Raw genomic sequence first — 24,903 nt, 5'->3', positions numbered from 1 at the left:
GGGCGAGGAGGAGGGCGGTCGGGCCCGGAGGGCGAGGGCTCAGACCTTGGCGCGGCGGATGTCGATGTTGCCGTGCCGGGTGCGGGCGCGGACCCGTACGGTCTCCTCGGTCGCCTCCGGGGCCTCGGTGGCATCGAGCCCGTTGCGCACCTGTCCGGTGCCCGCGCTGACGTCGAGCCAGGCGGCGGTGCCCTGGCGGACGCCGACCTCGATGGCTCCGTAGCTGGTCTCCAACTGGACGTTCCCGGAGGCCACTTCACCGAGGCGCAGGGCGCCGTGGGCGGTGGTCGCGGTGACCGAGTCCTCGGCGCGGCCGATCTCGATGTCGCCGTGGGCGCCGCTCACCCGCAGTTCGCCGGTGACGGCGCCGACGGTCGTGGTGCCGTGCGAGTTCTTCAGGACGGCGGGGCCGTCGAGGAGACCGACGCGCACGCTGCCGGAGCTGGTGGTGATCTCGGCCGGGCCCTCGACCCGGTCCACGGTGATCGAGCCGTGCGAGGCGGTGAGGTGCAGGGGGCCGGTGGTGTCGAAACGGGCGTCGCCGGACGAGGTCTTCACCCGGACCTCACCGAGCGGACCCTCGCCGAGCACCTGGGTCCAGGCGCCGGTGAGCTCGATCCGCGAGCCCGCGGGCAGTTCGACCGTCACGTCGACCACACCCGTACGGCCGAACAGGCTGGTCTTGGGCGTCCTGATGGTGAGCAGTCCGCCGGCGTACGAGACCTCGGTCTGGCCGGCGGTCCGCACGTCCAGGTCCTTCTTCGGATTGCGCGGGTGCACCTCGACGACGGTGTCGGTGCGGTCGCCCGCGACGAACTGGATGGAACCGGCCTCCACGCGTGCCGTGGCCGAGATCGCTTCGGGAGTGTCGAATGTAGGCATGGCTGTCCCGTCCTCCTGGGTCTTGGGGGCGTCCCCGCTGGTGGGACGTGATGGGGGGGTGACGCGCGGCGGGTGTGCGGCGCCGTGAGGGCCGCGGGTCGAGCGCCGCGGTCGAGGCGGTGCCGGTGCGGCCCCGGCCGGGCGCGGCGCTAGCGCACCCAGCCGGTGATGCTCTGTCCGACGGTCCTGGGCTTCTCGGCCGTACGGGGGCGGGTGCCGCCCTCGACGGCGGCCGCCACGGCGCGCACCAGCCAGGCGTTGACCGACAGGCCCTCGATGCTCGCCGCTTCCTCGGCCCTGGCCTTGAGGTGGGCCGGCAGGCGCAGGTTCACGCGGGCGGTGCCGCCCTCCTCGTCCTTGGTGAGCGCCGGGACCGCCGGCGGCTCGGCGCGCGTGTCCGGCTCCAGCGGGTCGGTGCCGCCACCGGGCGGCGGTGTCACCACGAAGTCGGGGTCGAGCCCGCGCAGCCGTACGTCGACCGAACCGGGCGCGAGCTCACGGGTGATCTCGTCCGTCGCGGCGGACAACACGTTGAGCATCGTCAGCCGCGCCGCCGACTCCAGAGGAGCGGTCAGCCGCTCGGCCAGCTCGCGCGCTTCCTCGCCACCGGCTTCGGCGGCGACCGCGAGTTCGCGGCGGAGAGTGTCGACATACGGGGTGAGGTCCATGACGTCATCATGGCACCACTATGGCGCCATCCGCAAGCCCGCTCGGCGCACGTCGCGGGTGAACTTCTCGCCCGCCCCCTCCGACCTGCAAAAACACCCGGAGAATGCTGCCGGGTCACTCTGGCACCACCCTCCCCCGCGAACCGTATGGCGCCACCGAGTGGCACCACTTGGTGCCAGCAGTGCACCAGTGGCGGCCGGGTGACGCCATGGACGCGCGCCGGTCCGGGCGAGGACCACGGCATTCCTTCGCGCGGCCCCTCGGCGTCGAGGGCCCGCGCAGGTCAGGAGGGTGATTATTCGCTCCGTCGGCCCAAGCGAGGGCGGTCCCGGATGGCGCAGCTCGGGCGCCTGCCCCCTAGTGGTGATGAACGCGCTCCTCTGCGCGTCATGATCCAACACGGTGGACCGCCTCACCGGTGTCCACGAATGGAGCACCGCATCATGACCCCCGACCCCTTCGAAAGCAATGTGGCGGACGACGACGCGGGGACCCGGGACACCACCCCAGGGCCCGACCTCCCACCTCTCGCGGGCCGTCTCCCGGATCGCACCGCGCCGCCCGTCCTCGACTCGCAGCCCATAGCCGCGCCCGAGCGGCACTCCGACGCCAAGCCGCCCTTCGCCCCACCGCACGTCGCGGGCGCGCCGACCGGCACCCCGGCCGGCGCCGTGCCGCAGGCATCGGCGGCGGTCCCGGCGGACGCGTGGCCGGCACCTCCGGCACCGGTCCGGGCCGAACCCCCGGCCGAACCGGCCGAGCCCCCGGCGGCGGCTCCCGCCGACCCGTGGGCGGAGGCCCCGTCACCGGTCCCGGCCGAACCCCCGGCCGAACCGGCCGAGCCCCCGGCCACAGCCCCCGCGGCGGTTCCGGCGGCGGTCCCCGCCGACCCGCCGGCCGAGACCCCGGCCGGCGCGTGGGCGGACGCTCCGGAAACGGTCCCGGCGGACCCCGTGGCGGCGGCCCCGGCCGAGGCGTCCGCGGAAGCCCCGGCGGCGGTCTCGGCGGCGGCCTCGGCAGCGGCCTCCGCCGAGAACGGCGAGGAGGCGATCCGCACCCTCCTGTGGGCGGCGGCGACCGAACGGCCGGTGCCGGAGGTGGCGGCGCTGGTCGCCCGCCTCACGGAGACCGGCGAGCTGTCCAGCCCCGCCGACGTGGCGCTCCGTGCCGCCGCCGTCTCCCGTCCCCTCGACGAGGTGCGCCAACTGGTGGCCCTGCTCAACGAGTCGGGCTACGACATGCACCAGGCGGAGACCACCCTGCGTGCCGCCGCCGTGGGCCGGCCCATCGAGGACATCGTCGAGCTGGTCAACATCATCGGCGCCGACGCCAGCAGCTGGCGTGCCCTCGGCGGCACCGACGCCGAGGGCCAGCCGACGGCCGCACCCGCCGCGAGCGCCCCGCCCCGCCTGGACAGTGCGCCCGCGCCCGTGGCCGAGGACTCCCCCAAGCGTCTGCGGGGAGCCCTGAAGTCGGCCAGGTCGCCGCTGGATCACGCCCTCGCGACCGGACCGGGCAGTCACGCGCCCTCCCCCGCGCTGCGCTCGGCGCTGCGCTGGCCGGCGGCCGCCGCCCTGTTCGCCTGCGGTCTGATCCATCTGCCGACGGATGTGGCGGACCTGCGCTCGGGCGGCAGCGCGTCCATGGTGGCCGTGGTGGTCACCGTGTTCTGCCTGGTCTGCGGGGTGTGGCTCGCGGTGCGCGACAGCGCGAGCGCCTGGGCCGCCTCGGCGGCCGGGACGGTCGGTCTCATCGGACTCCACGTCCTCGCCGGCGCCCGCACCGTCGACGTCCTCCAGAGCAGTCTCGGATCCCGGTTCGCGTGGGCACAGGCCCTGGCGGTGCTGTGCGGCGCGGCCGTGATCGCCCTGGCGGCCGCGGCACTCCTACGCCACACCAGAGCGACCGGGGCAGCCGACGGCACCTGACGTCCCGGCGTCCCGGCACCCGGCCGAAGGGGTGGGGCTTCCTTCCGAAGCCCCACCCCTTCGGCGTCGTCCCGTCGCCCCGCCCGGCCTCGCCCCACGGGGGCCGGAAGCGATCAGCAGCGCACCGGCCCTCCCGTGCGGTCATCCAGCAGGCGGAGCGACCGTCCGCCGGCCAGGACCGGGCCGCCCCCGCATGCATGGACGCAGGGCGGGCGGGCAGTCGCCGGGCGCCTCGCCGAGAGAGAGGATTCGCCATGATGACTCGGAGTCGCCCGGCCGCCGGATCGGCGTCGCCGCTGCGTACGGCCGCGCTCCTGGTGGGCGTCGTGTTCCTGGTGGTCGGCGTCCTGGGCTTCATCCCGGGCGTGACCACCGACTACGACGCGATGAAGTTCGCCGAGCACGATTCGGGCGCCGAGCTGTTCGGCGTCTTCCAGGTGTCCGTCCTGCACAACATCGTGCACCTGCTGTTCGGCATCGCGGGCATCGCCATGTCCCGGAGCGCCCCGACAGCGCGGACCTTCCTGGTCGGCGGCGGGCTGATCTACCTGGTCCTGTGGCTGTACGGCCTGCTGATCGACCTCGACAGCGACGCCAACTTCGTGCCGGTCAACAGCCCCGACAACTGGCTGCACTTCGTCCTGGGTCTGGCCATGCTGCTGATGGGACTGCTGCTCGCCCGTCCCCGCCGCGTGCGCGGATGACCCGCCGCCGGCGTGGACGAGGCGCCTGAGGCAACGGGCCCCGGGCCTGCGGCCCGCGTACGGGTCCTGAGCCCGGGGCCCGCACGCGGGAGCGCGCCGGGCGCCCGCCCTCGCGGGAGCGCGCCCGGCCGCGCTTGCGGAAGCGGGCCCCGGGCCCTCACCGGGGTTCGGCGCGCCCCTCGCGCACGCGCGCGCCCGAGGCACGGCCCCGGACGCGCGCTCGACGGTCAGCTTCGCGCGACCGCGGCCGCGTCCACGTCGAACTCGCCGGCCCGCACACCCGCGCAGAAGGCGGCCCACTCGGCGGCCGTGAAGCGCAGATCACCGCGCTCCGGGAACTCGGAGTCGCGCAGGGCGACGGCACCGCCGCCCAGCCGGGTCACCTCGACGCACCCCAGCCCCTGCTCGCGGCTGTGGCGGCTCCGCCACCACACGGCCCGGGTGAGGTTCTGCTCGTACAGCGGTCGCTTGTCCATGGTTCCCAGTGCATCCGACGCGCTGCCCGCCCGCACCAGCACCGCGACAACCGGGTGAGTCACCCGAGCCCCGCGCTCCCGCGGTCGAGGGCGAGGCGGAAGAGGCGGAGGGTGCCGGTGAGTTCGAACAGACGCCGGACCTGGCCGGTGAGCGGGCCGACGAGGACGAGCCGGCCCGGCCCGTCGTGGGCCTTGAGCAGCTCGTGGAGGAAGACGGAGTCGCCGAAGGTGACCCGTGAGAGGTCGAGCAGGATCCGCTCCGCCCCGGCGCGCCGGGCGTCGCCGAGCGCCTCGTGCAGGGCACCGACGGAGTCGCTGTCGAACTCTCCGGCCGCGCACAGCAGCCACGTCCCCGCGGGGCCGACGACCTCGTGCTGGACGCGGGCGCTTCCGTCCGCCGTCCGGTAGGTCCGCCGGCCGGGGGCCAGGAAGACAGGCGGGATGCCGTCGTCCCAGGTGGACTCGGGGTCGGTCGTGGGCATCGGCTTCTCCATCCTCGGGGGTGGAGCGTCAGGGCCGGTCCGGCCCTTCCAGTGTGCGCCGTGCCTGGCCCCGCGTCAGCGGGGCGGATCGACGTGGGCGTGGATCGTCTTGCCGTGCGCGCCGCCCCGTACGGACAGGTCCCGGGCGAGCCGGGCGACGATGCCCCAGCCGTATCCGCCCTCCCCCAGCAGGGCGGGCTCCCGGGGCCGGGGCGTCTCGGGGCTGCCGTCGCTGACGTCGATGTCGATGCCGTCCGCCCGCAGCGCCAGGTCCAGCGAGCAGGTGCCGCCCGCGTGCCGTACGGCGTTGGTCACGAGTTCGCTCACCACGATCATGGCGTCGTCCTCCTCGGCCGGGCTGACCCGGTCCCCGGCGAGCAGCGCCTCCTGTGTCAGGCGGTGCACCTCCCGCCGGGCCTGCGCCGCCGCGTGCGGACCGTGGATGTCGCAGTGGCGTCGTACAGCGCCCCCCATGGTCTCCGACCTCCTCGTGGTCCGCCTCGGCGACCTGCCGGGCCTGCGCTCCTCGCGCTCCTCCGGCTCGTCGTGGCGCGCGGGCTCCTGGGGTGCGTCTGCCCACGGAGACGGTCCGGATTCCCGGCGCGGATTCGCCGGCCGGACGCACCGGCCGCTTGCACGGGCCGGGCGCGCGCGGCGAACCACGGCCCGTACGTCACGTCCCGGGGCTTTCCCTCCCCGGGCTTCCCCGCCCCCGGGGCTTCGCGGCCCGTACGTCACGTCCCGGACTCGCCCGACCGAACTCGCCCGACCGAGACTTCGCGGCCCGTACGTCACGTCCCGGACCCGCCCCTGACCGGACTTCCCGGCCCGGGCCACCGCCCGTCACGCGGCGGACCCGGCCCGCCGCGGGGCCCGACCGTCACGAGCCGGCGCCGCCGGCGAGCCGCTGGTTGAGCCGGGCGGCCCGGCGCGTCAGGTGATCGCGTTCGGCGAGGTCGGGGGCCTTGAGGGCCGCCTCGGCGTACAGCCGGGCCGCGGTCGAGAGGTCGCCCGCGCGTTCGTGGAGGTACGCCGCCACCGCGGTGTGGCGGGGCAGTCGGTCGTCGAGGGCCGCGAGCGCGGCCAGGCCCGCGTGCGGTCCGTCGGCCTCGCCGACGGCCACCGCCCGGTTGAGCCGTACGACCGGGCTGTCGGTGAGCCGCGCCAGCTCGTCGTACCACTCCACGATCTGCACCCAGTCGGTCTCCTCGGCCGTGCGGGCGTCGGCGTGCAGCGCCGCGACGGCCGCCTGCGCCTGGTACTCCCCCAGCCGGTCGCGGCCGAGGGCGGCCTGGAGGATCTCCACGCCCTCGGCGATCGACGCGGTGTCCCAGCGGCTCCGGTCCTGCTCGGCGAGGGGGACGAGGCTGCCGTCGGGGGCGGTGCGGGAGGCCCGCCGGGCGTGGTGGAGCAGCATCAGGGCCAGCAGCCCGGACACCTCCGGGTGGTCGATCACCGCGGCGAGCTGCCGGGTGATCCGGATGGCCTCGGCGGCGAGGTCGACGTCGCCGGAATAGCCCTCGTTGAAGACCAGGTAGAGCACCCGCAGCACGGTGGAGACGTCACCGGGGCGGTCGAGGCGCACGCCGGAGACGGTCCGCTTGGCCCGGCTGATCCGCTGGGCCATGGTCGCCTCGGGCACGAGGTAGGCGCGGGCGATCTGCCGGGTGGTCAGCCCGCCGACCGCGCGCAGGGTGAGCGCGACCGCGGACGACGGGCTCAGCGACGGGTGGGCACACAGGAAGTACAGCCGGAGCGTGTCGTCGGCCGACGTCACCGGCCCGGGCGCCGGCTCCTCCTCGACGAGCTCCTCCCGCCGGCGGCGGGCGGCGTCCGACCGGGCCTGGTCGAGGAACCGGCGCCAGGCCACGGTGATCAGCCAGCCCTTCGGGTCGCGCGGCTGCTCGGCCGGCCAGACCCGGATCGCCTCCACCAGGGCGTCCTGCACGGCGTCCTCGGCCGCCGCGAAGTCGGCTCCGCGGCGGACGAGGACGGCGAGCACACCGGGTGTGAGGCTCCGCAGGAGGGCCTCGTCCATGTCAGTGGCAGTCCGTGGTGGAGGGCGACGCGGCCAGGAACGGGCGCACCTCCAGCCACTCGTGGATCGGCTTGCCGCCCGCCCCGGGGGCGGCGGACAGTTCACCGGCCAGCTCGACGGCGCGTTCGTAGCTGTCGACGTCGATCACCATCCAACCGGCGATGAGGTCCTTGGTCTCGGCGAACGGCCCGTCGGTGACCGGCGGGCGGCCCTCCCCGTCGAACCGGACCCAGGTTCCTTCGGGGGCGAGCGCCTGGCCGTCGACGTACTCGCCGGTCTTCTCCAGCCGTGCCGCGAAGTCGCTCATGTACCGCATGTGCGCGGAGATCTCCTCTGGCGTCCACCGGTCCATGGGCACGTCGTTGACCGGTGCCGGGGCGCCGCGGTAGTGCTTGAGCAGCAGGTACTTGGCCATGGTGTCTCTCCTCGGTCCTGGTGCGACCCATTCTGGTCGCGCTTCACCCCGGGGACGGAGCACGTCGCGGATTCTCGACATGCCCGCCGGAATTTTTTTCGCGGATTCTCCGAGGCCCGCTCCGGGGGCACCGAGCTTCGCTCCCGGATCCGGACGCGGGACCGTTTGGGCACGGCAAGCCGGGTGAGACGCGCCGTATGAACACCTTGCGATCCGCCCTGCGGACGGCCCGGCCCACGCGCGAGGGGCCCGGCACCGTACTGAGGGCGATGGACCGGCTGGAGAAGTCGCCGCGGGCCGACCGGCTGGTGGACGCCGTGCGTGCCGCCGTACGGGGCCTGCCGCTCGGCCCGGCCCGGGACGCCCTGCACGGGCGCGGGCTCGGCCATCCGGCGCACCCGGTGCTGGTGCAGTTCCCGATCGGCGCGTGGCTGTCCGCCGCCGTCCTCGACCTGCTGCCGGGGCAGCGGCGGGCGGCGGGGCTGCTGGTCGGCGCGGGGCTCGCCGGTGCGGCGCCCGCGGCGGTCGCGGGCTGGGCCGACTGGGCGGAGCTGCGCCGTCCCCAGATGCGCGTGGGCCTGGTGCACGCGGCGGCGAACCTCACCGGTGTCGGCTTCTACGCCGCCTCCCTGGCCGCCCGCTGCCGGGGACGCCACTGGCGCGGCCGGATGTGGGGCTTCTGCGGGCTCACCGCGGTCATGACCGGCGGCGCGATCGGCGGCCACCTGGCGTACCGGCAGGCGGCCGGCGCCAACCACGCCGAGCAGGTCCCGGCGCTCGTGCCGTCCGGTTGGCACCCCGTCGCGGCCCTCGCCGACCTGCCCCCGGGCCGGCCGAGGCGGGCGTACGTGGGCGAGGTACCGGTGGTCGCCGTGCGCGTGGACACCGGAACGGTACGTGTGCTGGCGGAGCGGTGCAGCCACATGGCCGGGCCGCTCGCGGAGGGCGAGCTCGTGGACGGCTGCCTGGTCTGCCCCTGGCACGGGAGCACCTTCCGCCTGGAGGACGGCTGGAACGTGACGGGCCCGGCCACCGCTCCCCAGCCCTCGTTCGAGACGCGCGTCGTCGAGGGCCGCGTCGAGGCCCGGCTCCGGTCCTGAGCCCCCGCTCCGCACGCCGAGGGCCGGGCCGCCGCCCGAAGACCCCTCCCGGCCCGGGGCCCACCCCGCCGTCCGTCGGCTCCCGCCGTCCGAGCCCTGACCGCTGCTCCGTTCGGCCGCAACGCGTGACGGCCGGGCCCGCACCGGGGACCCATGCCGGGTGACGACGGCCACGACCCCTCGACGGAGGCCGGCATGCCTTCTGCCGCCCAGGACCCGAGCGACCACCACCCCGGCGGCGAGGCCGGGACCACGAGCGGAACCGCGACCGGAGCCACTGCGGGAGCCGGCACAGGGGCCGGGCCGGGAGCCGATGCGGGGGCCGGGCCGGGAGCAGGCACGCCGGTGGCCGCCGAGGCCGAGGCCGAGGCCGTGCTCCGGCGGCTGCTGCGCCACCGCATCCTCCACATCGCCGAGCCGATCACCGGCGGGACCGCGGACCGCATCACCGCTCAGCTGCTGCTCCTGGACGCGGAGGCCGACCTCCCCGTCACCCTCTACGTCAATTCGCTCGGCGGTTCGCTGCCCGCCGGGATGGCGATCTACGACACGATGCAGCACATCAGGAGCGACGTCATCACCATCGGGCTCGGTTACTGCGCCTCGATGGCCCAGTTCCTCGTCGCCGCCGGAACGCCGGGCAAGCGCTACGCCCTGCCCCACACCCGCATGATGCTGCACCTGCCGTCCTTCGTCGACGCCGTCGCCGCGGACAGCGAGGGCACGCGGATCGACGAACTGCACTACACCAGGAGCCGGATCACGGACCTGATCGCCCTGCACACCGGCCGGGACGCCGCGCAGGTGGCCCGCGACTTCGCCGAGGACCGCTGGCTCACCCCCGCCGAGGCGGAGGGCTACGGCCTGATCGACGCCACCCTGACCGGCTGAAGGCCGCCGCGGGGGCCGTGGGGCCGGGTCTGCCCGGCCGTCACACGGGAAGGCCGGCCGTCCGGGCCGCCTCGGCGAGGACCTCACGCAGCATCGCGGGCGTGAGGCGACCGGTGAACACGTTGCGCTGACTGACGTGGTAACAGCCGAAAAGGGTCACCGCGCTCCCCCCGCCCTCCGTCGAGAGCGCCGGTTCCGGCGGTGCCGGTGTCGGTCCCGGCGGTGCCGGTGCCGGTCCCGGCGGTGCCGGTGTCGGTGTCGGCGACAGGATCGTGCGCGCACCGTGGCCGAACGCCGGGCGCGGCCGGGGGACCTCCCAGCCCGCTTCCGCCAGGGCCGCCAGGGTGGCCTGCCAGCCGAAGGCGCCCAGCGCCACGACGGCGCGCACGGTGGGCCGCAGGAGGCGCAGTTCACGGGTCAGCCAGGGGCGGCAGGTGTCCCGTTCGGCCGGGGTGGGGCGGTTGTCGGGCGGTGCGCAGTGCACGGGCGCGGTGACCCTGACCCCGTACAGTTCGAGCCCGTCGCCGGGGTGCTCCGCGGTCGGCTGGGAGGCCAGGCCGAGCTCGTGGAGGGTGGCGTACAGCAGGTCTCCGGCCCGGTCGCCGGTGAACATGCGGCCGGTGCGGTTCCCGCCGTGGGCGGCGGGCGCGAGGCCGGTGACGAGGAGCGCCGCATCGGCGGGTCCGAAGCCCGGCACGGGGCGCCCCCAGTAGTCCCAGTCCCGGAACGCGGGCCGTTTCAGGCGGGCGGTCTCCTCGCGCCACGCCACCAGGCGCGGGCAGGCCCGGCAGCGCGTGACCCGCGCGTCCAGGCCGGTGAGCGTGCGGGCACCGGCGGCGGCCCGCTCCGGGTGGTCGTGGTCGGCGCTGGACATGGTGCACCCGCTCTTCCTCCGGCCGGTCCGGCCGACCCGGTCGATCGGCCGGCCGCTTCGTCGTCCGGTCCGGTCCGTTCCGTTCCGTTCCGCGTCCCGTCCCTGGACGTCCCTTTCCCGTCGCTACTCCCGTCACTGGTACCCAGGGCCTGGAAATCGAGCATCCCGTACGCCTCGTGCGTCCCACCCCCCTGTCCCCCGGACCTGTGTTAGGGTTCAGGAGTTGCAGTTTTGGTACCCATGAACCCATGTGCGCCTGACGGGAATGTTTCTCCTGCAGGCGCATTGTTGTTTTCCCGGCTTCTCCGGATGGGGCCTCTGCCTACCCACGAGGAGATTGTCATGGCACAGGGAACCGTGAAGTGGTTCAACGCCGAAAAGGGCTTCGGTTTCATCGAGCAGGACGGCGGCGGCCCCGACGTCTTCGCCCACTACTCGAACATCGCCACCCAGGGCTTCCGTGAGCTCCAGGAGGGCCAGCGGGTGACCTTCGACGTCACGCAGGGCCAGAAGGGCCCGCAGGCGGAGAACATCGTCCCCGCCTGATCTTCGGACGCGCGTCCGCTTGAACAGGGGTCCGCACCGTGACGGTGCGGACCCCTGTTTCGTGTTGTTTCCAGGAAGGAAGACAAAATCGGGATGTCCCGCAGGCCCCAGAATTCGAACCGGCGCTCGTCATCGTCCTCGCGCCCCGCGTCACCGCCGAGGGAGTTCCGCATTCCCGAGACCACGACGCCCGCGCTTCCGCCCGTCGCCGACTTCGGCGCGCTCGACATGCCGGTGGCGCTGACGAAGACCCTGGCGGCGCAGGGCGTGACCGTCCCGTTCCCCATCCAGGCCGCCACCCTGCCCAACGCGCTCGCCGGCCGTGACGTGCTCGGCCGCGGGCGCACCGGCTCGGGCAAGACGCTCGCGTTCGGTCTGGCGCTGCTGGCCCGCACGGCGGGGCTGCGCGCGGAGCCGAAGGCTCCCCTCGGCCTGGTCCTGGTGCCCACGCGGGAACTCGCGCAGCAGGTGGCGGACTCGCTGGCCCCGTACGCGACCGCGGTGAACCTGCGGCTCGCCAGTGTCGTCGGCGGTCTCTCGGTGACCAAGCAGGCGGCGACCCTGCGTCGCGGCACGGACGTGCTCGTGGCCACGCCCGGCCGGCTCAACGACCTGGTGGCCCGTGGTGACTGTCTGCTCGGCGACGTGCGGGTCACGGTGCTCGACGAGGCCGACCAGATGGCCGACCTCGGCTTCCTGCCGCAGATCACCCAGGTCATGCGGCAGGTGCCGGCCGACGGACAGCGTCTGCTGTTCTCGGCCACCCTGGACGCCACCGTCGACAAGCTGGTGCAGCGCTTCCTGACCGACCCCGTCGTGCACTCGGTGGACCCGAACGCGGGTGCGGTCGCGGACATGGAGCACCATCTGCTCCACGTCCCGGACGAGACCGACAAGAAGGCCGTGACCGCGCGGATCGCCGCGCGTGACGGCCGGGTGATCCTCTTCCTCGACACCAAGCGGGCGGCGGACCGGCTCGCCAAGCGGCTGCTGTCCGTCGGCGTCCGCGCGGCCGCGCTGCACGGCGACCGTTCCCAGTCGCAGCGGACCAGGACCCTGGAGCAGTTCCGGGACGGCCGCGTCACCGCGCTGGTGGCGACGAACGTCGCGGCCCGTGGCATACACGTCGACGACCTCGACCTGGTCGTGAACGTCGACCCGCCGACCGACCCCAAGGACTACCTCCACCGGGGTGGCCGCACGGCCCGGGCCGGCAGCTCGGGCAGTGTGGTGACGCTGGTGCTGCCCGACGAGAAGCGGGACGTCAGCCGGCTGATGACGGACGCCGGCATCCGGCCGCACACCACCCGGGTCACCTCCAGCGCCCCGGAGCTGTCCGCGATCACGGGTGCCCGCGAGCCGTCCGGCGTGCCGGTCGTCCTGGAGGTCCCGCAGCAGCCCCAGCCGAAGGCGTCCTCGTCCCGCCCCGCGCGCAGGAAGGGTGCCGCGGGCGGCGCCGACGCCGGTGCCGGTGGTCAGGGCAAGCCGGCGAGCCGCCGCCGCAGGACCGGTGCGGGCCGCCCGGCGGCGGCCGGGACCGAGACCCGCGAGCGCGCCGGGCAGGGTTCGCAGCACGGGCAGCGGACCCAGGCCGCTCAGAGCGGCGGTCAGCGTACGCAGAGCGGACAGCGTACGCAGGGCGGGCAGCGCGCCCAGGGTGGACAGCGTGCTCAGGGCGCTCGGGCCGGGCGGAGCGGCCGGCGCGGCGGCACGTCCTAGATCTCGAACGCCGTAGGCGAGCTGTTCATGTCGCGTTCGACCGTCGGGTCATGTTTCGGCCGGAGCTCTTCACGCTCCGGCCGAAGCATGTGCGCGACGTGTTCACGACATGAAGGAGTTCCCCCGTGCCCCAGTCCCGTACGCGGAGGTCGGGCGTCCTCGCCGCGGCTGTCGGTTCGGTGCTCGCCGTGCTGTCGCCGTGGCAGGCGCAGGCCGCGCAGCTGAGCGACCTGCCCGCCGTCACGGCCCGCGCGGAGACGGCCGCCCTGTACGACGACGAGGACGGCGGCAACGCCGACGCCGACGACCCGGCGATCTGGCGCAACGCCGCCGACCCGGGCCGCAGCCTCGTCGTCGCCACCGCCAAGGAGGGCGGGCTGCGCGTGTACGACCTCGACGCGCGCGAGGTCCAGTCGATCGCCGCCCCGGCCGGGCCCGGCGCCGACGACGCCCCGGGCCGGTTCAACAACGTCGACCTGGTGCACGGGCTGCGGCTCTCCACCGGCCGCGCGGACCTCGCCGTGACCAGCGACCGCGGCAACGACCGGCTCCGCTTCTACCGCATCGACCGGGACCGTCCCGGCGGCCCGCTCAGGGACGTGACGGACCCGGCCGTCGCCCCGGTCTTCTCGGCCGACCAGGCGGAGGTGAACGAGCAGCGGACCGCGTACGGCCTCGCCACCTGGACCGACCGGTCCACCGGCCGCTCCTACGCGCTCGTCAGCCGTCGCGAGACGACCCGCGTCGCGCTCCTGGAGATCCTGCCGACGGCCTCCGGCACCGTCACCTACCGCACGGTCCGCACGCTCGACCTGCCCTCCTCCTTCCGGCTCCCGAACGGCACCTCCTGGTCCCCGTGCGCCGAGCCGGGCGAGCTGCCCCAGGTCGAGGGCATGGTGGTCGACCCGGCGAACGGCACCCTCTACGCCGGCCAGGAGGACGTCGGCATCTGGCGCCTGCGGGCCGACCTGACCGGCACCCCGGTCCTGGTCGACAAGGTCCGCGAGTACGGCGTGCCCGGCACGTACGACGAGGAGACCGAGGAGTGCGCCCCGGGCGCGGACCCCGGCTTCGGCGGTGACCGGCTGACCGCCGACGTCGAGGGGCTGACCCTGGTCCACGAGCCGGACGGCGACGGCTATCTGCTCGCCTCCAGCCAGGGCGACGACACCTTCGCCGCGTACGACCGCGAGATCGGCGACGACAACGAGTACGAGGGCGGCTTCCGCGTGACGGCCGCCGACGCCGTCCTCGACGGCTCGGAGGAGTGCGACGGGGCCGCGGCCCTCAACGCCCCGCTCGGCAGCCGTTACCCGAACGGGCTGCTGGTCGTCCAGGACGGTCACGCCAACCCGGAGGACGGCGAACGCGACGCCACCGGCTTCAAGTTCGTCGACCTCGGCGAGGTCCTCGGCGCCCTCGACGACTGACGGTCCGTCCGCCCCGCCGGCCCTCGGCACCCGCCGCCGCGCACGGCGGCGGGTCGCCGGCCGTCAGGGGGCCGGCCCCGGGGCGGTGGTGAGGCGGACGCCGACAGGGCCCGGGCACGCCGCACCAGCGGCGGCATCAGGTGTCCGCGCCCTGTGTCCAGGTGGGCCGTGCCGCGGGACATCCGCCCTGGGCGTAGCCCCTCCTGGTGGACGGACGAGTCGGCCGTGTCGAGGTCGACGCCCACGATTCCGTCGAACGCCGCCCGCAGCGGGGCGAACGCCGCGTCGGTGGACGGCGGAACGTCCGTGCCGGACAGGCGGTCGCCTAGGGCCCGCCGCATCCAGGAGCCGCCCCGCATCCCCCAGCGGTCCGGTCCGGGTGCGAAGAGGGCCGCCGTCGTCGCGGCCGCCGCGTCATCGTGCGTCATGCGGGCAGGCCGCGAAGCCACCCCCCTCGCGCCGGCCGTGTCCCCAGGACAACGGCCGCCCGGGCGCACCGGGTTCTTCCGTCCGGCCGTCGGGGCGCACGGCCGCGCGGTCGTCGAGCCGCTTCGCGCACGGACGTCGTCCTCACCGGCCCGTGGTCCGCGACGCCGCGCGCCGGCGAGCCGCTGCCGGCACCCGTCCCGCTCCCGGTCCGGCGGGCTCCGGGGCGCGGGGCCGGTGGTTTCGCCGATGCCGGCGGGGCGCGGCGACTGGACAGTGGCCGGGCCAGTCCAGGGCGCGACCGCCGACCGGCCCCCGTCGGAGGCGGTCGCCACACGACACGAGAGGACGACTCGTCGTGCGACGACACCTTTCCGCTTTCGCGGCCTCGGCCGCGGTCTCCGCCTGCCTCGCCCTGCTCCTCGCCCCCGGCGCCACGGCCGCCGACACCACGACCGCCGCCGCGACGGCGGAGAACCCGTACGAACGCGGCCCGGCCCCCACCACGGCGAGCATCGAGGCGCCGCGCGGCCCGTACGCCGTCTCCCAGACCAGCGTCTCCTCCCTCCTGGTCACCGGCTTCGGCGGGGGCACGATCTACTACCCGACGTCCACCAGCGACGGCACCTTCGGCGCGGTGGCGATCTCCCCCGGCTTCACCGCGACCCAGTCCTCCATCGCCTGGCTGGGCCCGCGGCTGGCGTCCCAGGGCTTCGTGGTGTTCACCATCGACACCAACAGCACGCTCGACCAGCCCGACAGCCGGGGGCGGCAACTCCTCGCGGCGCTGGACTACCTGACGCAGCGCAGCTCCGTGCGCGGCCGGGTCGACGCGAGCCGGCTCGGGGTGATGGGGCACTCCATGGGCGGCGGCGGCTCGCTGGAGGCGGCGAAGAGCCGGCCGTCCCTGAAGGCGGCCGTGCCCCTCACCGGCTGGAACACCGACAAGACCTGGCCGGAGATCACCACTCCGACGCTGGTCATCGGCGCCGACGGCGACACCGTGGCTCCCGTCGCCACGCACTCCGAGCCCTTCTACGAGAGCCTGCCGAGCTCGCTCGACAAGGCGTACCTGGAGCTCAACGGGGCCACCCACTTCACCCCGAACACGTCCGACACGACGATCGCGAAGTACAGCCTGTCCTGGCTCAAGCGGTTCATCGACGACGACACCCGCTACGAGCAGTTCCTCTGCCCGCTGCCGCGCCCCAGCCTGACGATCGAGGAGTACCGCGGCAGCTGCCCGCTCGGTTCCTGAGCGGTTCGCGCGTCCGCGCGGTCCGTGCGGTCTCTGGGGGCCGTGCGGGCTGTGGAGGCCGTGCGGGCTGTGCGGGATCACAGAGCGCGTCTCCCGGGCCTGGGCGACCGCCCAGCCCCGGGGACCTTCCCCCCGTCCCTACGGCCCAGTAACGTGGGCGGGGTGAACGGAGCGACGCCCGCCGCCGCCCCCGGCCGCCCCCCGCTGTACGACCGGGCGCCCCAACTGGCCGCCGTGGCCCGCCTGTCGGCCCGTACCGTCGAAGGAACCGGCGGCGTCCTGTTCGTCACCGGGGACCCCGGCACGGGCCGCAGCGCGCTCCTGGCCCGGGCGGCGGGTGACTTCCCCGGAGCCGCGTACCAGGTCGCGGCGCCCGGCCACCGGGTGCCGTGGAGCGGGGCGCGTGCCCTGCTGACCGCCCTGGCGCCCACGGCCTCGGCGGCACGGCGGGCGCTGCGGCAGGCACGCGGCGAGGACGGGCTCGGCGCCGCCGTGGCCGGCCTGGTGCCGGCCACCGCCCCGGGGCCCGCGGTGCTGGTCTGTCTGGACGACCTGCACCTGTGGGACGCGCACTCGCGCGCCGCCCTCGCCTCGGCCTGGCAGGAGCGGGGGCGGGCGGGCCGGCCGGGCACGGGCTGGCTGGTGTCGGCCGCCCGGCACCACCGGCTGCCCGAGGTCCCCCGAGCCGGTACGGTCCGCCTCGGCCGCCTGACCCCGGCCGGTGCGCGGGCCCTGCTCCACGACCTGAGCCCGGTGTCCGTGGCGCCCGAGGCCGAGGACCTCCTGCTGCGCGAGACGGCCGGCCACCCGGGCGTCCTCACGGCGGCGGTACGGCGTCTGAGCCCGGCGCAGCTCTCGGGCGCCGAACGGCCGCCGGTGCCCGTGGTCGACGCCGCCGTCCTCCACGAGGTGTACGGCGGGCTCCTGGGCTCCCTTCCGGCCGACGGCCGCCGCCTGCTCGCCCTGGTGGCCACCCTGCCCGGCGGGACCTCGCCCGTCCGGGTGGAGACGGTCCTGGCCGCCGCCCGGGCCGCCCGTACCCCGGCCGACGCGCTGGACGGTCTGATCGCCGACGGACTGCTCCGGCGCACGGACGACACCCTCCGTTTCGCCGACCCCTTCCTCGCCCGCACCGCCCTCGCCCCGCCACCGCCCTCGTCCCCGGCCCGCCGCACCGGCCCGCCGCGGCCCCCCGCCCCACGCGCGCCCTCGCCCGTCCCCGAGCCCCGCCCCGCCGCGCCCGCCGCCACGCCCGCCGCGGCGCCGGAGCCGGCGAGCGTCGGGCGGGGCAGAGCCCATCTGGCCTGGGGCACCGCGGCGTTGGCGGGCGGGCCGGTGACGGACGCGTACGAGGCACTGCTGCAGGCGGCGACGCTGCTGCGGGAGGCGGCACCGGCGGAGGCGGCCGACGCGCGGTTCCTCGCGATGGAGGCCGCCTGGGCGGCGGGGGACGCCCCCGGCTGTCTGACCGCCCTGGACGGCGCGGTCGGTGCGCGGGGCACGGAGCGGGACTTCGCCGAGGGGCTGCGCGCGGCGCTCGGCGGGCGGCCGGACGAGGCCCGGGGCCTGCTGACCCGGGTGGTCGCCGTGGACGGCGCCGAGGACGAACCGCGGCTGCTGCTGCGGGCCGGGTCCGCCGCGCTCGTGCTGGGTGCCACGACGGCGGCGGCCCGGCTCCACGCGCGGGCACTCGCGCTGGCCCGGGCCGAGGGCCGGGCCGCCCTGCTGCCGCACGCCCTGGAGCACCTCGCCTACGCCGAACTCAGGGCCGGCCGTTACGACCGGGCCGCCCGGCACGCCCGGGAGGGCCTGGGCGAGGCGGAACGGACGGGCCAGGCCAACGTGGCGGCCCATCAGCACGCCGTACTGGCCCTGGTGGCGTCGGTGACCGACGACGGGCCGGGCGTGACCGAACACGCCGGGCGGGCGCTGGCGACGGCCCGCCCGCACGGGCTCCTCCAGGCGGCGACGCTCGCCGAGTGGGCGCTGGCGCGGGCGGATCTCGGGCGCGGGCTCGCCGCTCAGGCGGCCGCCCGGCTGGTGCCGCTGGTCCACACCGGCCCGCGGGGCGGACACTTCGCGCTGCGGATGCTGGCGGTGCCCTGCTTCGTGGAGGCGGCCGTGGCCTGCGGCCGGTACGCGGAGGCGCGCGCGGCGACCGAGGAGTACGCGGTGTGGGCGGCCCAGGGGCTCGACCGTGCGGCGCCGCCGCGGCTCGCCCGCTGCCGGGCCCTCCTCGCGGAAGGACCGCGTGCGGGGTACTGGTTCGAGGAGGCGGTCCGCCGGCACGACGACTGCGGCAACGACTTCGAACGCGCCCGCACCCTCCTCGCGTACGGCTGCTGGCTGCGGCGTCACCGCCGTCCCAGCGAGGCGCGCGGTCCGCTGCGGGACGCGCTGGTCACGTTCGAGCGGGCGGCGGCGACGGGCTGGGCCGACCGCACCCGTGCCGAGCTGCGCGCGACCGGAGGCGAGGTGGCGGGCGCGGCGGACCGGCCGGCGGCGCTGCGGGAACTCACCCCGCAGCAGCAGCGGATCGCCCGTCTCGCCGCGCAGGGCGCCACCAACCAGGAGATCGCCGACCGGCTCGTCCTCAGCCCCCGGACCATCGACCACCATCTGCGGAACATCTACGCACGCCTGCAGATCCGTTCGCGGGTCCAGCTGCCGGGTGTGGTGGCGGCCGCCGGCGCGGACGGCGACGGCGCGCGCCGCTGACCACGTCGCGCGGGGCGCGCGGTGGTCGGCCGAACCCGTGGGCCGCGCGGTGATCGGCCGTGTCCCGTGGGCCGCGCGGTGGTCGGCCGAACCCGTGGGCCGCGCCGTCGTCGGCCGTGTCCCGTGGGGCGCGCCGTCGTCGGCCGTGTCCCGTGGGGCGCGCCGTCGTTGGCCGGGCATGACCAGGATCATGCACCGTGTTCTGGGCGCCGCGGCCGTCGCCGGCGCCGCCGCACTCGCCTCCGCCGCCCCTGCCTCGGCCGCTCCCGCCCCGGCCGATCCGCGTCTGCCGCTGCTCGGCCTCCTCGCCCCCGACCAGGGCCCCGGCTCGGGCGGCGGCGACGCGGCCGAGACCACCATCGCCGGCAACTCCTCGGAGAGCGTCATCGGGCACACGACCGCCGGCTGACGCACGAGCGCGTGTGACGTCGGCGGGGCCGGGCCCCGCCGGCGTCACACGTCCTGGATGCGCCGGAAGGGCCGTTCCGCCTCCAGGGCGAACGCGGCCTCCAGGAGGGTCCGTTCGCCGCCCGGCCGGGCGGACAGCATGACGCCGATGGGCAGCCCGTCCTCGGTCGTGCGGGCGGCGGGGACCGAGAGCGACGGCGTGCCGACCACGTTGTTGATCGGGGTGAACGCCACGTACGCGAGGATCCGTTCGACCAGCGCCGGGTAGGGCACGGCCGGGCTGAGGTGTCCGATCCGGGGCGTGGTGTGGGCGAGTACGGGGGTCAGGATCAGGTCCAGTCCCCGGAAGGCCGCCGCGTACGCCACCTTCGTGCGCTTCAGCCGGCGCAGCACGCCCGGGGTGCGGTGCCAGTGTTCGAGGTAGCTCTCGCGCAGGCCCTGGCTGAGGCCGTCCATCCGGCGCCGGTCGAAGTCCGTGCCGAGGGTGCGGCCGGTGGCGCCGAGCAGGAACGACAGCAGTCCCCAGTAGACGAGGAAGTCCTGGGTGAAGCGGGGGTCGAGGGCCAGTTCGACCGGCTGGACGGTGTGGCCGAGCCGTTCGAGCGTGGCGGCGGTCTCCGTGACGGCCGCCCTGGTGGCGGCGTCGGTGGGGACGCCGTTCGGCGAGTCCGTCAGGAAGCCGATGCGCAGCCGGCGGCCCGAGGGCCCCTCGACGAGGCCGACGGGCGGCAGTTCCGGGTTGCGCCGGTAGGACTCGGCGGCGGCGAGGAAGGCGGCCGAGTCCCGTACGGTGCGGCTCACGATGCCGTCGGACACGATGTCGACCGGGAGCCGGCGGCTCTGGGCGTTCGGCACGACCCGGCCCCGGGTCGGCTTGAGGCCGACGAGCCCGCAGCAGGCGGCCGGGATCCGGATGGAGCCGCCGCCGTCGTTGGCGTGCGCGATGGGCACCGCCCCGGCGGCGACGAGCGCGGCGCTGCCGCCGGAGGAGCCGCCCGCCGAGTGGTCGGTGTGCCACGGGTTGCGGACGGGTTCGGCGCCGTCGTACTCCGTGGTCGGGCTGAAGCCGAACTCCGGCAGCCGGGTCTTGCCGAGGACCGTGACGCCGCTGCTCAGGAACTGCCGGACGAACGGCGCGTCCCGGCGCGCGGCCCGCGGGGTGAAGGCGGCGCTGCCGTGGCCGGTGGGCAGGCCCCGGTGGTCGGTGTTGTCCTTCACGAAGGTCGGCACCCCGGCGAAGGGCCCAAAGCCCGCGCCGGGGGCCGGGGCGTCCACGTACACCTGGACGGCGTGGAGCCGGGCCTCGACCTGCCGCACCCGCTCGGCCGCGTCCCGGGCGGCCTCGGCGGCGCCGACCTCGCCGCGCCGGATCGCCGCCGCGAGGCCGACGGCGTCGTGCTCGCCCAGGGCGTCGTCGCGGAAGGCGTGCACCCTGGTCCGTTCCCCGCGGGTCCGTTCCTCGGAAGTCGTCACCGCTGCATCAGCCCCCGCCGTGTGGTTGGTTGGCCGCCATCATCGCGTACCGACAAGTAACACGCGAGGGTTCCGCGCCGGTGATCCACCGGATTTCTTCGTCGGGACCGGTCTACGCCCGCTCGAGGCCCCCACCGGGCCCCTCGGAGAGCTCGCTCAGGGCGTCGGCGGCCTCGTCCGCCACACGCCGGGCCTCGTGGGCGGCGTCGCGGGCGGCGTCGGCCTCCTGCCGTGTGGCGTCGGCGGACGAGACGGCGTCCTCACGGGAGCGCCGGGCTTCGGCGAGGCGGCGTTCCAGACCGGTGACGTGCGCGTCGGCATCCTCGGCCCGGTATGCCGCGGCCTCGGCGGCCTGCTCGGCCTTCCGGGCGGCGTCCTCGCGGTCCTTCGCCTCCTCCTCGGCCTGCGCGGCACGCCGGCGGGCCCGCTCCAGGCGCCGCTGCCGCTCCCGCTCCTCCGCCCGTTCCCGTTCCCGTTGCCGTTGCCGTTCCTGCTCTCGTTGCCGTTCCTGCTCTCGTTGCCGTGGCCGGTCACGCTTTGCCTTCTTGTCCTGGCCATGGTCCTGGCCATGGACCTGGCCTCGGCCCGGGTCCTCCTCGTCCTTGTCCTCGGCCGTGGGCGGCGGGGCGGCGGGGCGTGAGGACGGCGCCGTGGCCCCGGGAACGACCGCGCCGAAACCGAACACCGGCTCCGGGGCCCGGGTCAGGCGGCCCGCCGCCCACCGCTCGGCGACGTCCGGGTCGGCGAGGACGGTGCGCAGGATCTGCTCGACCTCCCCCAGAACGGCGCCGCCGACCGGATGCCCGGCCTCACCGGCCAGGGCGGCGGCCCGCCGGGCCAGGGCGGCGAGCACCCGGTTCTGCTGCCCGCTCGCCTCGCGCAGCTGCGCGGAGTCGAGGGTGCGGGTGGCCTCCCGCAGGGTCTCGCCGAGCGCGAGCAGCCGATCGGTCTGCTCCGGCTCGTCGCGGGCCAGGAGGTTCACGGCCCAGACGGCCAGCGTCGGGCGGCGCAGAGCGGCGATCCGGCGGGCCGCGTCGGCGTCCTTCTCCTCGCGTGCCCGCGCCACCCGGTCGTTGCGGGCGGCGACGAACTCCGTCGGCGGCAGCGCGTACAGCTCGGTGGTGACCTCCTCGACGTCCACCCGTCCACTCTCGCCCGACCGCGCGCGCCCGGCACGCCGGTGGCGCCGCCCGCACCCCCCTCCGGCGCAGTGCCCCCCCTCCGGCACCGTGCCCGCCTCCGGCCCCGTGTCCGCCTCCGGTCGTGCGGAACGGGGGCCGACCCCGCATGCTCGAAGCATGTCCGAGGTGACCGCCACCGACCTGTACGAGGTCACCATGGCGCTCTCGTACCTGCGGGAGGACATGCGGGCAGCGGCCACGTTCAGCCTCTTCGTGCGCGAGCTGCCGCCCGAGCGCGGGTTCCTGGTGGCCGCGGGGCTCGAACCGGCGCTCGACCGTCTCGCGCGGTTCCTCGTGGACCGCTCGGACGTCGAGGCGTTCGCCCGGGTCCTCGGCCGTCCCGTCGCCGAGGTGGAGCCGCTGCGGGGGCTGACCTTCGACGGCGAGGTGCGGGCCGTTCCCGAAGGGCGTCTCGTCCTCGCCGGCGAGCCGCTCGTCGAGGTCACCGCTCCCCTGCCGCAGGCCCAGCTGGTGGAGACGTGCCTGTTGTCGCTGCTCTGCCACCAGACGGCCGTCGCGTCCAAGGCGGCCCGCTGCGTGCTGGCCGCCGGCGGGCGCCCGCTCGTGGACTTCTCGCTGCGCCGCGCGCACGGGCCGGAGGCCGGGCTCCAGGCGGCGCGCCTGTGCGCGCTGGTCGGTTTCGCCGGCACCAGCAACGTGGCGGCCGCCCAGCGGTACGGCATCGCCGGCACCGGGACGATGGCGCACTCGTACGTCGAGGCGTTCCCCTCCGAGGAGCAGGCGTTCCGGGCCTTCGCGCGCGCCCACCCGGGGCCGGTGACCCTCCTCGTCGACACGTACGACACCGACCGGGGCGTGGCGACGGCCGCGCGCGTCCTGCGCGAGCTCGGCCTCGGTCCCGGGTGCGGAATCCGGCTCGACAGCGGCGACCTGGCCGGGCAGGCCCGCCGCGCCCGTGCGGTGCTGGACGGGGCGGGGCTCACGGAGGTGCAGATCGTGGCGAGCGGCGGCCTGGACGAGTACGCGGTCGCCGCGCTCGTACGGCAGGGGGCGCCGATCGACGTCTTCGCCACGGGCACGAAGGTCGGGGTGGCGGACGGCGCGCCGTCGCTGGACGCCGCGTACAAGCTGGTGGAGTACGACGGGCGGCCCGTCATGAAGCTGTCGGCCGGCCGGGCGACGGCGCCGGGGCCCAAGCAGGTCTTCCGGGGTCCCGGGCTGCGGGACGTCATCGGTCTGGCGAACGAGGAACCGCCCGAGGGCACCGAGCCGTTGCTGCGGACCGTGATGCGCCGGGGCCTGCGGGTGGAGCCGCCGGACACCCTCGCCGCGGCGCGGGCGCGCTTCGAGGCGGACGTCGCCCTGCTGCCGGAAGAAGCCCGCCGCATCGAGGCGCCGGTGGCGCCGCGCCCCACGCCGTCGACGCGCCTCGCGGCCCTCACCACCGTCGTACGGCACCGGGTCGAGGCGCGCACGGCCGCGTCGGACGCGCCGTGACCGGAGCCGCCGGGAGCGGACGCACCGCGGACGGACATGCCGCGGCCGGACATGCCGTGGCCCCGGCCCCGGGCCCGGCCCCGTGGAGCGGGAGCGCCCCGGCTCCGGCCGGAGGGGCCGCCCCGCAGACGGGATCGACGGCAGGTGAGCGCCACGCCATCCGGGGAAGGAGGCGCCCATGAGCTGGCTGCCGATACTCGCCGGGGTCCTGCTGGTCCTGTTCGTGCTGCGGGACCTCTTCCAGACGCTCTGGCACCCGACCCGCCACGGCGGTCTGAGCCGACTGGTCATGATGTCGCTGTGGCGGCTGTCGGCGCGCCGCGGCCTCCGGTGGCGGCCGGCCGGCCTCGCGGGCCCCATGGGCATGGTGGCCGTGCTCGCCGTCTGGGCGCTGACCGTGTCCGTGGGATGGGCGCTCATCTACTGGCCCCACATGCCGGACGACTTCTCCTACGCCTCCGAACTGGTGCCCTCCGAGCACGCGACCCCGGTCGACGCGCTCTACGTCTCGCTGGTCACCCTCGCCACGCTGGGACTCGGGGACATCGCGCCGACCTCCGGCTGGCTGCGCCTGCTGGCGCCCCTGGAGGCCCTGGTCGGCTTCGTGCTGCTGTCGGCGACCGTGGCCTGGATCCTCGGCGTCTATCCGGCGCTGGCCCGGCGCCGGGCGCTGGCCCTGCGGCTGTCCCACATGCGCCGCAGCCGCGCCACGGCCCGGGCCCTCGACTCCGACGGCGGCGCCGCGCTCCTCGACGGGCTCGCGTCGGCCCTGTCCACGATCACGGTGGACTTCCTCCAGTACCCCGAGTCGTACTACTTCTACGACGTGGACGAGCGCACCTCGCTGCCGCTCCAGCTCGGCCACGCCGTGGAGCTCGCCGACCAGGCCGCCAGGGCACGCCATCCGGACGTGCGCCTCTCCGCGTCGGTGCTCCGCACCGCCCTGGAGGACCTGGCGGTGGTGCTCGACGAGCGTTTCCTGCGCACGGAGGGGGCGCCGGGCCGGGTCTTCGCCGCCTACGCCGACGACCACGGCCGGGGGCGCGCCCGGAACCGGCGGCGGGGCCGGGGCGGGGCCGCGGACACGGACACGGGCCCGGGCCCGGGCCCGGGCCCGGCGTGACCCTGTCGGCCCTGGTGCGCGAGGGGCCGGACGGCACACACTCGAGGTGAGGGCACCGCGTCTGGCACCGGAAGGCGCGGCAGCGGCCGGAGGCCCGTCATGAAACATCCACGCACCGTCGACGACGTCATGAGTCACGTCGTGGTGTCCGTGCGGTCCGACACCACGGCTCCGGAGATCGCCCGGTCCATGCGGCGCTGGGGCGTGCACACGGTGCCGGTCGTCTCGCCCGAGGGGCGGGTGGTCGGCGTGGTGTCGGAGAGCGCCGTGCTCGGCGGCGAGGAACCCGGCGGGCCGACGGCCGGGCGCCTGATGGCGGCCCCGGCCGTGACGGTGCCGCGCGGTGCCAGCATCGCGGGAGCGGCCCGGCTGATGGAACGCGGGCGGCTCAAGCGGCTGCCGGTGGTCGACGAGGACGGCTGCCCGGTCGGCTTCGTCAGCCGGGGCGACCTGCTGAGGGCCTGTCTGCGCTCGGACAGCGAGATCGCCGAGGACGTGCGCCACGAGCTGGTCACCCACCTGGGCCCGGGTGACGACGCGGCCCTCACCGTCCGGGTGGCGGACGGCGCGGTGACGCTCACGGGCAGCCTGCCGGCCTCCGTACCGGCGGACCGTGCGCTGCGGCTCGCCCGCGCGGTCCCGGGGGTGGTGGACGCGGCGGCGGAGCTCGGGCCCGGGACGCGACGGGCGGCGGAGAGGTGAGG

Annotated in this window: 23 protein-coding genes; 13 read left to right on the top strand and 10 right to left on the bottom strand. The window is 75.9% G+C overall.

Annotation, left to right across the window (positions count from 1 at the left end; genetic code table 11):
• Positions 1-39: 39 nt before the first annotated feature.
• Together ABD954_RS31155 and ABD954_RS31150 are read right to left on the bottom strand one after the other, a co-directional pair.
• Positions 40-882, bottom strand: a complete 843-nt coding sequence (locus tag ABD954_RS31155) for a DUF4097 family beta strand repeat-containing protein (protein WP_345491088.1) — start codon at positions 880-882, stop codon at positions 40-42.
• A gap of 149 nt (positions 883-1,031) precedes the next feature.
• The gene (locus tag ABD954_RS31150; RefSeq protein ID WP_345491086.1) at positions 1,032-1,550 is read right to left on the bottom strand and encodes a hypothetical protein; all 519 of its coding nucleotides are present in this window, start codon (positions 1,548-1,550) and stop codon (positions 1,032-1,034) included.
• A 444-nt stretch (positions 1,551-1,994) separates the two neighbouring features.
• Here ABD954_RS31150 and ABD954_RS31145 point away from each other — a divergent pair, with 444 nt between their 5' ends.
• Both ABD954_RS31145 and ABD954_RS31140 read left to right on the top strand, forming a co-directional pair.
• On the top strand, positions 1,995-3,479 hold the full coding sequence (locus tag ABD954_RS31145; RefSeq protein WP_345491084.1) for a hypothetical protein: 1,485 nt from the start codon (positions 1,995-1,997) through the stop codon (positions 3,477-3,479).
• Positions 3,480-3,733: 254 nt separating this feature from the next.
• Complete coding sequence (locus ABD954_RS31140) at positions 3,734-4,183, top strand: DUF4383 domain-containing protein (protein ID WP_345491083.1); 450 nt, start codon at positions 3,734-3,736, stop codon at positions 4,181-4,183.
• A 227-nt stretch (positions 4,184-4,410) separates the two neighbouring features.
• Here the strand turns inward: ABD954_RS31140 and ABD954_RS31135 are convergent, their stop codons facing one another.
• From ABD954_RS31135 to ABD954_RS31115, 5 genes are all read right to left on the bottom strand, one after another.
• On the bottom strand, positions 4,411-4,659 hold the full coding sequence (locus ABD954_RS31135) for a DUF397 domain-containing protein (protein WP_345491081.1): 249 nt from the start codon (positions 4,657-4,659) through the stop codon (positions 4,411-4,413).
• A 59-nt stretch (positions 4,660-4,718) separates the two neighbouring features.
• Positions 4,719-5,141: an STAS domain-containing protein gene (locus ABD954_RS31130; protein WP_345491079.1), complete on the bottom strand. Its 423-nt coding sequence runs from the start codon at positions 5,139-5,141 to the stop codon at positions 4,719-4,721.
• A gap of 75 nt (positions 5,142-5,216) precedes the next feature.
• Positions 5,217-5,615, bottom strand: a complete 399-nt coding sequence (locus ABD954_RS31125) for an ATP-binding protein (RefSeq protein WP_345491077.1) — start codon at positions 5,613-5,615, stop codon at positions 5,217-5,219.
• A gap of 406 nt (positions 5,616-6,021) precedes the next feature.
• Positions 6,022-7,179, bottom strand: coding sequence for an RNA polymerase sigma factor (locus tag ABD954_RS31120; RefSeq protein ID WP_345491075.1), 1,158 nt, complete (start codon positions 7,177-7,179; stop codon positions 6,022-6,024).
• 1 nt (position 7,180) lies between these two features.
• A complete protein-coding gene (locus ABD954_RS31115; RefSeq protein WP_345491074.1) occupies positions 7,181-7,594 on the bottom strand; it encodes a YciI family protein in 414 nt (137 codons plus the stop codon).
• A gap of 197 nt (positions 7,595-7,791) precedes the next feature.
• On the opposite strand from ABD954_RS31115, the gene ABD954_RS31110 reads away from it, so the two are divergent.
• Positions 7,792-8,694, top strand: a complete 903-nt coding sequence (locus ABD954_RS31110; protein WP_345491073.1) for a Rieske (2Fe-2S) protein — start codon at positions 7,792-7,794, stop codon at positions 8,692-8,694.
• Between the two features lie 195 nt (positions 8,695-8,889).
• Complete coding sequence (locus ABD954_RS31105) at positions 8,890-9,585, top strand: ClpP family protease (protein ID WP_345491072.1); 696 nt, start codon at positions 8,890-8,892, stop codon at positions 9,583-9,585.
• 40 nt (positions 9,586-9,625) lie between these two features.
• Here the strand turns inward: ABD954_RS31105 and ABD954_RS31100 are convergent, their stop codons facing one another.
• Complete coding sequence (locus ABD954_RS31100) at positions 9,626-10,459, bottom strand: uracil-DNA glycosylase (RefSeq protein WP_345491071.1); 834 nt, start codon at positions 10,457-10,459, stop codon at positions 9,626-9,628.
• 342 nt (positions 10,460-10,801) lie between these two features.
• Between ABD954_RS31100 and ABD954_RS31095 the strand changes: the two genes are divergently transcribed.
• From ABD954_RS31095 to ABD954_RS31070, 6 genes are all read left to right on the top strand, one after another.
• A complete protein-coding gene (locus ABD954_RS31095) occupies positions 10,802-11,005 on the top strand; it encodes a cold-shock protein (protein WP_031486274.1) in 204 nt (67 codons plus the stop codon).
• Between the two features lie 93 nt (positions 11,006-11,098).
• Entirely contained in the window at positions 11,099-12,724 is a 1,626-nt protein-coding gene (locus ABD954_RS31090) for a DEAD/DEAH box helicase (RefSeq protein ID WP_345491070.1), read from the top strand.
• A 125-nt stretch (positions 12,725-12,849) separates the two neighbouring features.
• Entirely contained in the window at positions 12,850-14,154 is a 1,305-nt protein-coding gene (locus ABD954_RS31085; protein WP_345491069.1) for a phytase, read from the top strand.
• A 784-nt stretch (positions 14,155-14,938) separates the two neighbouring features.
• On the top strand, positions 14,939-15,838 hold the full coding sequence (gene bdeA / locus ABD954_RS31080; protein ID WP_382745937.1) for a bis(hydroxyethyl) terephthalate hydrolase: 900 nt from the start codon (positions 14,939-14,941) through the stop codon (positions 15,836-15,838).
• Between the two features lie 162 nt (positions 15,839-16,000).
• On the top strand, positions 16,001-18,556 hold the full coding sequence (locus tag ABD954_RS31075) for a helix-turn-helix transcriptional regulator (RefSeq protein WP_345491068.1): 2,556 nt from the start codon (positions 16,001-16,003) through the stop codon (positions 18,554-18,556).
• Between the two features lie 190 nt (positions 18,557-18,746).
• Positions 18,747-18,965, top strand: a complete 219-nt coding sequence (locus tag ABD954_RS31070) for a hypothetical protein (RefSeq protein WP_345491067.1) — start codon at positions 18,747-18,749, stop codon at positions 18,963-18,965.
• Between the two features lie 44 nt (positions 18,966-19,009).
• Here the strand turns inward: ABD954_RS31070 and ABD954_RS31065 are convergent, their stop codons facing one another.
• Entirely contained in the window at positions 19,010-20,437 is a 1,428-nt protein-coding gene (locus tag ABD954_RS31065; RefSeq protein ID WP_345491066.1) for an amidase, read from the bottom strand.
• A 112-nt stretch (positions 20,438-20,549) separates the two neighbouring features.
• Positions 20,550-21,578 (bottom strand): hypothetical protein, encoded by a 1,029-nt coding sequence (locus tag ABD954_RS31060; protein ID WP_345491065.1) that lies wholly within the window; start codon positions 21,576-21,578, stop codon positions 20,550-20,552.
• Positions 21,579-21,735: 157 nt separating this feature from the next.
• Between ABD954_RS31060 and ABD954_RS31055 the strand changes: the two genes are divergently transcribed.
• The 3 genes from ABD954_RS31055 (at position 21,736) to ABD954_RS31045 (ending at position 24,901) form a co-directional block, all read left to right on the top strand.
• Complete coding sequence (locus tag ABD954_RS31055) at positions 21,736-23,076, top strand: nicotinate phosphoribosyltransferase (RefSeq protein WP_345491064.1); 1,341 nt, start codon at positions 21,736-21,738, stop codon at positions 23,074-23,076.
• Positions 23,077-23,254: 178 nt separating this feature from the next.
• Positions 23,255-24,199: a potassium channel family protein gene (locus tag ABD954_RS31050; RefSeq protein WP_345491063.1), complete on the top strand. Its 945-nt coding sequence runs from the start codon at positions 23,255-23,257 to the stop codon at positions 24,197-24,199.
• A gap of 99 nt (positions 24,200-24,298) precedes the next feature.
• Positions 24,299-24,901: a CBS domain-containing protein gene (locus tag ABD954_RS31045; protein WP_345491062.1), complete on the top strand. Its 603-nt coding sequence runs from the start codon at positions 24,299-24,301 to the stop codon at positions 24,899-24,901.
• Positions 24,902-24,903 lie beyond the last annotated feature (2 nt).

The organism is Streptomyces roseoviridis, from assembly GCF_039535235.1.
Lineage (GTDB): Bacteria > Actinomycetota > Actinomycetes > Streptomycetales > Streptomycetaceae > Streptomyces > Streptomyces roseoviridis.
This window is presented reverse-complemented; position numbering and strand designations above follow the sequence as displayed.

What these genes read in the sequence shown, in the direction of transcription:
- ABD954_RS31155 (WP_345491088.1), bottom strand. Translation starts at nt 882, where the DNA reads ATGCCTACATTCGACACTCCCGAAGCGATCTCGGCCACGGCACGCGTG.
- ABD954_RS31150 (WP_345491086.1), bottom strand. Translation starts at nt 1,550, where the DNA reads ATGGACCTCACCCCGTATGTCGACACTCTCCGCCGCGAACTCGCGGTC.
- ABD954_RS31145 (WP_345491084.1), top strand. Translation starts at nt 1,995, where the DNA reads ATGACCCCCGACCCCTTCGAAAGCAATGTGGCGGACGACGACGCGGGG.
- ABD954_RS31140 (WP_345491083.1), top strand. Translation starts at nt 3,734, where the DNA reads ATGATGACTCGGAGTCGCCCGGCCGCCGGATCGGCGTCGCCGCTGCGT.
- ABD954_RS31135 (WP_345491081.1), bottom strand. Translation starts at nt 4,659, where the DNA reads ATGGACAAGCGACCGCTGTACGAGCAGAACCTCACCCGGGCCGTGTGG.
- ABD954_RS31130 (WP_345491079.1), bottom strand. Translation starts at nt 5,141, where the DNA reads ATGCCCACGACCGACCCCGAGTCCACCTGGGACGACGGCATCCCGCCT.
- ABD954_RS31125 (WP_345491077.1), bottom strand. Translation starts at nt 5,615, where the DNA reads ATGGGGGGCGCTGTACGACGCCACTGCGACATCCACGGTCCGCACGCG.
- ABD954_RS31120 (WP_345491075.1), bottom strand. Translation starts at nt 7,179, where the DNA reads ATGGACGAGGCCCTCCTGCGGAGCCTCACACCCGGTGTGCTCGCCGTC.
- ABD954_RS31115 (WP_345491074.1), bottom strand. Translation starts at nt 7,594, where the DNA reads ATGGCCAAGTACCTGCTGCTCAAGCACTACCGCGGCGCCCCGGCACCG.
- ABD954_RS31110 (WP_345491073.1), top strand. Translation starts at nt 7,792, where the DNA reads ATGAACACCTTGCGATCCGCCCTGCGGACGGCCCGGCCCACGCGCGAG.
- ABD954_RS31105 (WP_345491072.1), top strand. Translation starts at nt 8,890, where the DNA reads ATGCCTTCTGCCGCCCAGGACCCGAGCGACCACCACCCCGGCGGCGAG.
- ABD954_RS31100 (WP_345491071.1), bottom strand. Translation starts at nt 10,459, where the DNA reads ATGTCCAGCGCCGACCACGACCACCCGGAGCGGGCCGCCGCCGGTGCC.
- ABD954_RS31095 (WP_031486274.1), top strand. Translation starts at nt 10,802, where the DNA reads ATGGCACAGGGAACCGTGAAGTGGTTCAACGCCGAAAAGGGCTTCGGT.
- ABD954_RS31090 (WP_345491070.1), top strand. Translation starts at nt 11,099, where the DNA reads ATGTCCCGCAGGCCCCAGAATTCGAACCGGCGCTCGTCATCGTCCTCG.
- ABD954_RS31070 (WP_345491067.1), top strand. Translation starts at nt 18,747, where the DNA reads ATGCACCGTGTTCTGGGCGCCGCGGCCGTCGCCGGCGCCGCCGCACTC.
- ABD954_RS31055 (WP_345491064.1), top strand. Translation starts at nt 21,736, where the DNA reads ATGTCCGAGGTGACCGCCACCGACCTGTACGAGGTCACCATGGCGCTC.
- ABD954_RS31050 (WP_345491063.1), top strand. Translation starts at nt 23,255, where the DNA reads ATGAGCTGGCTGCCGATACTCGCCGGGGTCCTGCTGGTCCTGTTCGTG.
- ABD954_RS31045 (WP_345491062.1), top strand. Translation starts at nt 24,299, where the DNA reads ATGAAACATCCACGCACCGTCGACGACGTCATGAGTCACGTCGTGGTG.